This window comes from Janibacter sp. CFPM2_SD2 (genome assembly GCF_057364645.1).
Genome location: NZ_JBNFOF010000121.1, coordinates 1 through 9438, shown reverse-complemented (window position 1 = coordinate 9438; position 9438 = coordinate 1). Strand labels below are relative to the sequence as shown.

6 protein-coding genes and 1 pseudogene are annotated in these 9438 nt (G+C 72.8%); 3 read left to right on the top strand and 4 right to left on the bottom strand.

Annotated elements, in window-relative coordinates:
• Together AC2W7J_RS11785 and AC2W7J_RS11780 are read left to right on the top strand one after the other, a co-directional pair.
• A pseudogene (locus AC2W7J_RS11785) lies at positions 1–1367 on the top strand (acyl-CoA carboxylase subunit beta); the annotation flags it as partial.
• A 335-nt stretch (positions 1368–1702) separates the two neighbouring features.
• Positions 1703–2596: a S8 family serine peptidase gene (locus AC2W7J_RS11780; RefSeq protein ID WP_485982607.1), complete on the top strand. Its 894-nt coding sequence runs from the start codon at positions 1703–1705 to the stop codon at positions 2594–2596.
• Here the strand turns inward: AC2W7J_RS11780 and AC2W7J_RS11775 are convergent.
• On the bottom strand, positions 2547–3173 hold the full coding sequence (locus AC2W7J_RS11775) for a Maf family protein (protein ID WP_485982605.1): 627 nt from the start codon (positions 3171–3173) through the stop codon (positions 2547–2549). The genes AC2W7J_RS11780 and AC2W7J_RS11775 overlap by 50 nt on opposite strands.
• A gap of 138 nt (positions 3174–3311) precedes the next feature.
• Between AC2W7J_RS11775 and AC2W7J_RS11770 the strand changes: the two genes are divergently transcribed.
• A complete protein-coding gene (locus tag AC2W7J_RS11770; protein WP_485982603.1) occupies positions 3312–4583 on the top strand; it encodes a lipase family protein in 1272 nt (423 codons plus the stop codon).
• 64 nt (positions 4584–4647) lie between these two features.
• Here the strand turns inward: AC2W7J_RS11770 and AC2W7J_RS11765 are convergent, their stop codons facing one another.
• From AC2W7J_RS11765 to AC2W7J_RS11755, 3 genes are read right to left on the bottom strand one after another with little or no spacing between them, the layout of a single operon-like run.
• Positions 4648–5538: a hypothetical protein gene (locus tag AC2W7J_RS11765; RefSeq protein WP_485982601.1), complete on the bottom strand. Its 891-nt coding sequence runs from the start codon at positions 5536–5538 to the stop codon at positions 4648–4650.
• Positions 5539–5587: 49 nt separating this feature from the next.
• The gene (locus AC2W7J_RS11760; protein WP_485982599.1) at positions 5588–7264 is read right to left on the bottom strand and encodes a DUF885 domain-containing protein; all 1677 of its coding nucleotides are present in this window, start codon (positions 7262–7264) and stop codon (positions 5588–5590) included.
• A gap of 34 nt (positions 7265–7298) precedes the next feature.
• The gene (locus tag AC2W7J_RS11755; RefSeq protein ID WP_485982597.1) at positions 7299–9197 is read right to left on the bottom strand and encodes a cation:proton antiporter domain-containing protein; all 1899 of its coding nucleotides are present in this window, start codon (positions 9195–9197) and stop codon (positions 7299–7301) included.
• Positions 9198–9438: the final 241 nt, after the last annotated feature.

Sequence of the window (9438 nt, the reverse complement as noted above, 5' to 3'; positions counted from 1 at the left end):
CGCTCGCGCCCGGGCTGCCGGCCGACGGCGTCGTCACCGGCCGCGGGCTCGTCGACGACCGGCCGGTCATCGTCATCGCCAACGACCCGACGGTCAAGGCCGGCTCGTGGGCGCCCGCACGGTGGAGAAGATCGTGCGCGCCACCGAGACGGCGCTGCGCGAGGAGCTGCCGGTCTTCTGGCTCGTCGACTCCGCGGGCGCGCGCATCACCGACCAGGTCGAGATGTTCCCCGGCCGCCGCGGCGCCGGGCACATCTTCCACAACCAGGTCGCCCTGTCGGGCAAGGTCCCGCAGATCTGCTGCCTCTTCGGCCCCAGCGCCGCGGCGCGCCTACATCCCCTCCTTCACCGACCTCGTGATCATGGTCGAGGGCAATGCGTCGATGTACCTCGGCAGCCCGCGCATGGCCGAGATGGTCGTCGGCGAGCGGGTTTCCCTCGAGGAGATGGGCGGCGCCCGCATGCACTGCACCGTGAGCGGTGTCGGTGACGTGCTCGTCGCCGACGACACCGAGGCCATCGAGGCGGCCCGGCTGTGGCTGAGCTATCTCCCGCAGAACTGGCACAGCGACCTCCCTTCGTACCAGCCGGAGGAGCCGGCCGCGCCGCTCACCGCCGCGACCATCCCCGAGCGCGAGTCGCAGCCCTTCGACGTGCACGACGTCATCGACGGCCTCGTCGACGACGACTCCTTCTTCGAGGTCAAGGAGCTCTTCGCCACCGAGCTGGTCGTCGGCCTCGGCCGGATGGCGGGGGAGACCGTCGGCATCGTCGCCAACAACTCGATGGCCAAGGGCGGCGTGCTCTTCACCGACAGCGCCGACAAGGCCGCGCGCTTCATCTGGCTGTGCGATGCCTACTCGATCCCGCTGATCTACCTCGCCGACGTCCCGGGCTTCATGATCGGCTCCGAGGTCGAGCGCGGCGGGATCATCCGCCACGGCGCGAAGATGGTCTCGGCCGTCGCCTCGGCGACCGTCCCGCAGTTCTGCGTCATCGTGCGCAAGGCCTACGGCGCCGGTCTCTACGCCATGGGCGGGCCCGGCTTCGCCCCCGACGCGACGATCGCGCTGCCCACCGCCCGCGTCGCGGTCATGGGTCCGGAGGCCGCGGTCAACGCCGTCTACGCCAACAAGATCGCGCAGATCGAGGCCGACGAAGGGGAGGCCGCCCGCGACGAGTTCATCGCCGCGCGTCGCGCCGAGTACCTCGAGGACGTCGACCTCGAGCGGCTGGCCGCGGACCTCGTCATCGACCAGGTCATCGAGCCCGAGGCCCTGCGCGAGGAGCTGCTCGCCCGCCTGCGGCACGCCCGCGGTCGCGATCGCCGCTTCTCCGAGCGTCGTCGGGGAATCCCGCCGGTCTGACCGGCCGTGGCCGTGAGGTCGGGGCGAAGGGGGCGTGACCCGGGCCTCGACGGCTCGCGCTGCGGAGGCGCCCCCTCGTCGTTACCTTGGGGTAACCAACGTTCCCTGACGAAGGACACCTCGATGAAGACCTGGACCGCCCCCTTCGCCGCCGCTGCCTGTGCGGTCGGCCTCGTCGTCACCGCCGGCTCGGCCGGTGCCGCCACCGACGATCCGCTGCGCGACAAGCTCTACGGGCTGGACCAGGTCCATGCCGAGCAGGCCTGGTCGAGCAGCCGCGGTGCCGCACCGTCGTCGCCGTCGTCGATACCGGTGTCGACCTCGGTCACCCCGACCTGCAGGGCAGGCTCGTGCCGGGCGCCGACTTCGTCTGCGGCGAGCAGACCGGCTCGTGCGGCGACGGCAGCTGGAAGGGCCAGGACGGCGAGGGCCAGGACCCCGACGTCCACGGCACCCACGTCGCGGGCACCATCGCCGCCACCGCTGACAACGGGATCGGCGTCGCCGGTGTCGCCCCCGACGCCAAGGTCATGCCGATCAAGGTCCTCGAGGACGGGTCGGGCACCGCCGAGGACATCGCCGAGGGCATCCGCTACGCGGCGGACAACGGTGCCGACGTCATCAACCTCAGCCTGGGTGGCCTGCCGGGCACCCAGATCTTCTCCATCCTCGGTCTCGACACGACGATGCAGGACGCGATCCAGTACGCCCGCGACAAGGGCACCCTCACGGTGGCCGCGGCGGGCAACACCTCGACCCTGCTGTGCAACGACCCGGCCTTCAGCAGCGACTCGATCTGCGTCGGGGCCACGGACAAGAACGAGATGAAGTCCTACTTCTCCGAGCTGCCGGTCAAGCTCAGCGGCAAGGGCGTCGCCGCCCCCGGTGGCTCCGGCCGACTCCTCGGCGGCGACTGCTCCGAGGACATCATCTCCACCGTGCCGCGTGGCACCGGCGCCGACGAGTGCGGTGAGGGCAAGGACTACGCGGCCTTCGCCGGCACGTCGATGGCCACCCCGCACGTCGCCGGGTCGCCGCGATCCTCTTCGGCCAGGGCCGCAGCATGGCCAACGTCGAGCAGGCGATCCTGTCGACCTCGCGGCACCCGCTGCTCGGCACCCGCGGCGGCTACAGCGCGCTCTACGGCCGCGGCATCGTCGACGCCGAGGCCGCGGTGGCCTACGCCCGCGACTGAGCCACCGACCACCAGTCGGTGCCAAGGTCGGTGAGCAGCCGACGCAGCAGGGGCAGGCACAGCCCGATGACGGTGCTCGGGTGGCCCTCGATCGACTCGACGAAGGGAGCGCCCAGCCCGTCGAGGGTGAAGCCGCCGGCCACGTGCAGCGGCTCGCCCGTCGCGACGTAGCCCTCGACCTCGGCATCGGTCACCGATGCGAACCTGACGGTCGCACTCGCCGGACCCCCGGCGGTGCGGCCGTCACGCATGTCGACGAGGTGGTGGCCGGTGTGCAGGACCGCCGAGCGGCCACGCACCTGCTGCCACCGCTCGCGGGCGACCTCGGGCGTGCCGGGCTTGCCGTGGACCTGCCCGTCGACCTCGAGGACCGAGTCGCAGGCGAGGACGAAGGGGGTCTGCCCGGCCAGGCGCGAGGCGACGGCCGCTCCCTTCGCCTCGGCCAGCAGCTGCGCCAGCTGCACCGGAGACAACTGCGGATCCCGTTGCCGCGCAAGGGACTCCACCTCGTGCTCGTCGACGTCGCTGACGACGACCTCGGGGTCGATGCCGGCGGCACGCAGCAGGCCCAGGCGGGCGGGGGAGGCGGACGCGAGGACGAGGGAGACCATGCCCACAGCATGCACCGGTTGCCAGGATGTGACTCGTAGGTAACCATGGTCGTCGCCACACCCGAGGCCATCCCGGTCAGGCGCGCCATCGTCGGCTGGGGAAGGTCTCGTCCCTTCCCTTCCCACGACAGGACTCGCATGTTTTCAAAGAAGAAGCGTGCCGTTGCGGCTGCGGCACTCGCCGTCGCCGTCGGCCTCCCGCTGGCCGGCAATGCCGTCGCCGGACCCCACGACGTCCCGGGCACCGCTGGGGCCGAGACCCTGACCGACACCCCCGAGGCCGCTCGCCCCGCCTTCTACGAGCCGCCGGCGACGATCCCGAGCACGCCCGGCACGATCATCCGCAGCGAGCCGGCCCCGCTGCTGCTCGACCCCTTCGACCTGTCCTCGTCGGTCGTCACCGCGACCCGCATCATGTACTCCTCCACCGACGCCGACGGCACCCCGATCGCCGTCACGGGCACGGTCTTCGTCCCCAAGACGAGCTACGTCGGCGCCTCCCAGCGCCCCCTGATCTCCTATGCGCCCGGCACCCAGGGCATGGGCGACTCCTGCGCCCCGTCGCGGCAGATGGAGAGCTTCTTCGAGTACGAGGGCATCGGTGTCGGCCGGGCCGTCGCCCGCGGCTACGCGGTCGGCATCACCGACTTCCAGGGCCTCGGCACGCCCGGCTCGCACACCTACATGGCCCGCGAGCCCCAGGGCCGCGCGACCCTCGACCTGGCTCGCGCCGCCAAGAACCTGCAGGGCAGCGGCCTCGACAACAAGACCCCGATCGGCCTCATGGGCTACTCCCAGGGTGGCGGCGCCGCGGCTGCTGCGGCCGAGCTGGCGCCGAGCTACGCGCCGGAGCTGAACATCAAGGGCTCGGCCATCGGCGCCCCGCCGGCGGACCTGGCCAAGGTCGGGACCAACATCGACGGCACGACCTACTCGCTCTTCGCCCTCTTCGCCACGCTCGGCGTGGCCACGACGGAGCACGTCGACCCCAAGCCCTTCCTCAACGCTCAGGGCCAGGAGCTCGCGAGCAAGGTGGAGAGCGCCTGCGTCTTCGACCTCTTCTCCTACGCCAATCTCGACTCCTCGAAGTACACGACGAGCGGCAAGAAGCTCTCGGAGCTGCTCGACGAGGAGCCCTTCAAGTCGGCGATCGCCGAGCAGCGGATCGGCAAGCGCAAGCCCAACGCGCCGGTGCAGATCAACCACTCGCTGGGTGACGACGTCATCCCCTACGCGGTCGGCAAGCAGCTGGCCAGCGACTGGTGCGACAAGGGCACCCGCGTCTCCTTCAACGCCGGCGTGACGCCCACCCACGTCGGTGGCTTCCTCCCGCACGTGGAGAAGTCGATGCTCTTCTTCGAGGCCCGCTTCGCCGGTCTCAACCAGGCGAGCAGCTGCTGGCGCCTCTGATCAGCGCCACGCACGGCGAAGGGGGTGGGACCGGTCGACCGGTCCCACCCCCTTCGTCATGCCGTCAGGTGAGCGAGGCCCCGGTGATGCCGTCCTCGGCGCCGAAGGAGACACGTGACGGGTCGAGGGTGAGCACGAGCGTGCCGCCCTCGCGGTCGGTGTAGGTGGCGCTCGTCGCGGTGCTCGAGGTCCGCGACCAACGGGGGCCGCCGGAGGGGTGGGCCGCGCCGAAGCCGGACTCGACGCCATCGGTGGCATAGGTCCACGCGCTCGAGTCGCCCTTGCCCCAGGCGCGCACGAAGGCATCGGCGTAGGCGGTGGTCGACGTCGGCAGCCCGGCGCCGGAGGTGTCGTCGCCGTTCTCGCCACCGTCGGTCACGTCGAGGGAGGCGCTGGTGACGGCGTGCTCGCCGCCGGAGGCGGCGGTGCCCGCGTCGATCCGCACGGTGAGCACGTCGGAGCCGTCGCCGTAGGTGACGACCATCGAGCCGCCGTCACCGGACATGCCCCGACGCTGCCAGCCGCCCCCGCCCGAGGAGCGCTGACCGAAGAGCGAGCTCACGGCGGTGGGGGTGCCGTAGGTCGAGGCGACGGCCCGGTCACCTCGACCCCACGCCCGCACGAAGGTGTCGGCATAGGCGCCGATGTCCTTGGGCGGGGAGGATGGGGCATCGGTGCTCGTCGGCCCGCCGGGCTGCGCGTCGGGCCCGCCGGTGCTCGTGACCGATGGGCCGCCGGGCGTGCCGCTCGTGCTCGCCGCGTCGGGCGAGGTGCCCCGGCCCCCGCCGGGGGAGGGCGAGCTGGTCACCGTCTGGGTCGTCGGTGCATTGCTCGTCGAGCTGGAGTAGGTCACCGTCACGGTGCTGGACGCCTCGCGCTCGTCGGGTCCCGACGAGCAGGCGGTGAGCAGCGCCGCGGCGGCGACGACGGACACGGTCCCCCTGATGTGCTTCACGCGAAGCATGGTAGGCCCACCGCGCGGGCTCGTGGATGGGTAGCCGTGCTCAGCGCAGGACGGCAGCGCGCAGGGTGTCGAGTCCGACGCCGCCGATGTCGAGGGCGCGGCGGTGAAAGGCGCGCAGGTCGAAGTCGGCGCCCTCGCGCCGGGCGGTCTCCTCCCGCAGCTGCAGCCACAGCCGCTCGCCGATCTTGTAGCTCGGCGCCTGGCCGGGCCACCCGAGGTAGCGGTCGAGCTCGAAGCGCAGGAAGCCCTCGTCCATGTTGGCGTGCGCCGAGAGGAACTCCCAGGCCTTGTCGTAGGTCCACGCGCCACCACCGACCTCGGCGGGCGCCTCGAAGCCGCAGTGGACGCCGATGTCGAGGACGACGCGGGCGGCGCGCAGCGACTGCCCGTCGAGCAGACCCATGCGGTTGCCCGGGTCGTCCATGTGCCCGAGCTCGGCCATGAGCCACTCCGCGTAGAGCGCCCAGCCCTCGCCGTGCCCGGAGGTCCACGACGCGAGGCGGCGCCACCGGTTGAGCAGCTCCTTGCGGTGGACGGTCTGGCCGATCTGGAGGTGGTGGCCGGGGACGCCCTCGTGGTAGACGGTCGTCAGCTCGCGCCAGGTGCCGAAGTCGGTGACCCCCTTGGGCACCGACCACCACATGCGCCCGGGCCGGGAGAAGTCGTCGCTCGGCCCGGTGTAGTAGATGCCGCCGGTCTCGGTCGGCGCGATGCGGCACTCGATGGTGCGCACCGGCTCGGGGATGTCGAGGTGGCCGTCGAGCAGCTCGATGGCCTCGTCGGCCTTGCCCTGCATCCACTCGCGCAGCGCGTCGGTGCCGTGCAGCTGGTAGCGCGGGTCGGCGTCGAGGGCCTCGACCGCCTCGCGGACGGTGGCGCCGGGTCGCACCTGCTCGGCGACGGCGGCCATCTCGGCGGTGATCCGGGCGAGCTCCTCCTGCCCCCACGCATAGGTCTCCTCGAGGTCGATCGTCGCGCCGAGGAAGGAGCGCGAGTACAGCTGGTAGTGCTCGCGGCCGCACGCGTCGGCCTCGGGTGCCCGTTCCCGCAGGGGAGCCAGCTGCGTGGCCAGGTCGCGGTAGGCACCGGCGGCGGCCTCGACGGAGCGGCGCAGGTCGGTGGCGAGGGTCTCGGGCAGCGGGGCGCCGTCGACGCTCGCGCCGGCGAGCACCCCGGCGAAGTAGCCGTCGGGTGCGGTGAGGTCGGCGCACTGCTCGATGCACCGGTCGTACTGACGAAGGGGGGAGACCTGCCCCCGGTCGGCGGCGACGGTGAGCGACTGCACCCACTGCCCGAGGGCGGCGGGCACCTTGGCCATCCGGCTGGCGAAGGTCGCCCAGTCGTCGGTCGTCGCCGTCGGCATGATGTCGAAGACGTCGCGCACGCCCTGCAGCGGCGAGGCGATGACGTTGAGCTCCCCGAGGTCGAGGCCGGCGTCGTGGATCTCCTCGGCGAGGCCGAGGCGCTCTTGCATCGCCTCGACGGTCACCCGGTCGACGTCGTCGACGGGTGTGGCGTCGGCGAGGGCGGCGAGGGTCTGCCGGCGCAGGCGCGAGTGCGCGGCGTAGCCGTCGGGGGACAGGTCGTCGAGGTCGGCGTCGTGGCCGGGCAGCCCGAGGTGGGTCGCGGAGATGGGGGAGAGGGCCACCTCCGCGTCGAGGTGGGCCTCGGCGATGCGGTCGACGTCGGTCTGCGGGCGGTGCGTCTCGGCGGTCACACCGCGACGCTACCTTCCTTCGCCCGGGGTGGGCTCACTGCACGAGGGTCTCGTCGACGAAGCACCAGCGCCACGCCTCGCCCGGCTCGAGGGAGCGCATGACGGGGTGTCCGGCGCGCTCGAAGTGCGTCGTCGCGTGCCCGTGAGAGGAGTCGCAGCAGCCGACGTGGCCGCAGGTGAGGCACACGCGCAGGTGCAGCCAGGTCGTGCCCTCGAGCAGGCACTCCTCGCATCCCTCGGGCTCGCGGGGGACGACGCACTCGGGCAGCTGCTGCTGGTGGGTGCACTCGCCGGTGACGCTCGGGGGCGCGACGAGCTGCGTGCCGCGCAGCGCCTCGGCCCGGGCGCCGATCGACTCGAGGGTGGACTCCTCGACGTCGAGGGCGGCCAGGACCGTCGTGAGCACCTCGTGGTCGACGAGCCCCTCGTCGCGGATGCGCAGCAGCTCGGCGCGCTCGGCCTGGAGCATCGGCAGCCGCAGCCGCCGATAGGTGTCGCTCGGCGACTCCGCGTCGCCGTGGCCGAGGCGTTCCCACACCCGGTTGACCCGCATGCGGGCCTGCTCGCGCAGGCGGTCGGCGACGTCCCGGTCGACGTCGGGCAGCTCGTCGAGACGACGCAGCCCGGCGCCGACGGCGGCCTGGGTCACCGTGGCCTCCTGCAGCGCGTCCTCGCGCGGGTCGGGGCCGCTGACGCCGAGGGCCCGGGCGAGGGCGGGCAGGGTCGTGCCCTGGATGAGCAGCGTGCCGATGGTGACGACCATGGCGATGAGCACGAGGGTCGGGCGGTGCGGGGTGTCCGGGGGCAGGAGCAGGGCGGCGGCCAGGGTGACGACCCCTCGCATGCCGGCCCAGCTGACGACCGCGCCCTCGCCGGCCGGGGCGAGCCGGTCGCGCTCCCGGCGGGAGGCCATGGCGCGCAGCCAGCGGAAGGGAAAGACCCACAGGGGTCGCAGCACCAGCACGGTGACGAGGATCGCCAGGCCCACGAGGAGGGTCCGGCCGAGGCCGAGCTGCGAGTCCTGCACGTCGGTGACGAGCGAGCTCAGCTGGAGGCCGATGACGAGGAAGACGGCATTTTCGAGGATGAACTGTACGCTCGCCCAGTTCCACCGCTCGGCGAGGCGGGAGCGGGCATTCTGCAGGACCGGGGCGCGGTGGCCGAGCAGCAGGCCGGTCGTGACGACCGACAGGACCCCGGAGGAGTGCAGCAGCTCGGCGGGCAGGTAGGCGGCGAAGGGGGCGATGAAGCTCAGCGTCGTGTCGGCCACCGGTGCGTTGACGTGCTTGCGCACGACGGCGAGGACCTTGTAGGCGACCATGCCGATGAGCACGCCGCCGACGGCGGCGCGCACGAAGTCGATGCCCACCGAGGTCACCGTGACCTCGAAGGCGCCATGGCTGCCGTGGCCCGCGGCCAGGCCGGCGGCGGCCAGCGCGGTGCGCAGCGAGACGAGGGCGGTCGCGTCGTTGAGGAGGGACTCGCCCTCGAGGAGGGTGACGGCCCGGCGCGGCAGCCCGATCGCCCGGGCGACCGCCGTCGCGGCGACCGCGTCGGGCGGGGGCGACGATCGCGCCGAGCGCGAAGGCCAGGGCGAAGGAGATCGGCAGCAGCGCGCTCGCGACGACCGCGACGCCGAGCGCCGTGAAGAGCACGAGCCCCACCGACAGGCCCGCGATCGCCACCCGCTGCGCCTTGAGGTCGACGAGCGAGGTCGAGATCGCCGTCGCGTAGAGCAGCGGGGGCAGCAGCCCGATGAGGACGACCTCGGACGAGAGGGTGACCTCGGGGACCCACGGGACGAAGGAGGCCGCCGCGCCGGCGGCGAGGAGCAGCAGCGGGGACAGCGCGCCGAGCCGCGAGGCCAACCCGTGGACCAGCAGGGAGGCGACGGCGACGGCGAGGAGGGTGAGGGCGAGGTCCACGAAGGCATTGTCGTCCTCCGGAGGGCGTCTCGGGATGCGACGGCGCCTCGGGCCGTCGCCGGACCGGTGCCAAGATCGCTGGATGACCCGCTACCTCCACGGCCATGCCGCTCCGGTCGTGTCCTCGCACGCGGCCCGCACCGCCGAGACCTCCGCCGGCTACCTCCTGCCGCACCTGCGGCCGGCCAGCGGGTCCTCGCGACGTCGGGCTGCGGGCCGGGCTCGATCGACCCGTCGACCTTGCCCCAG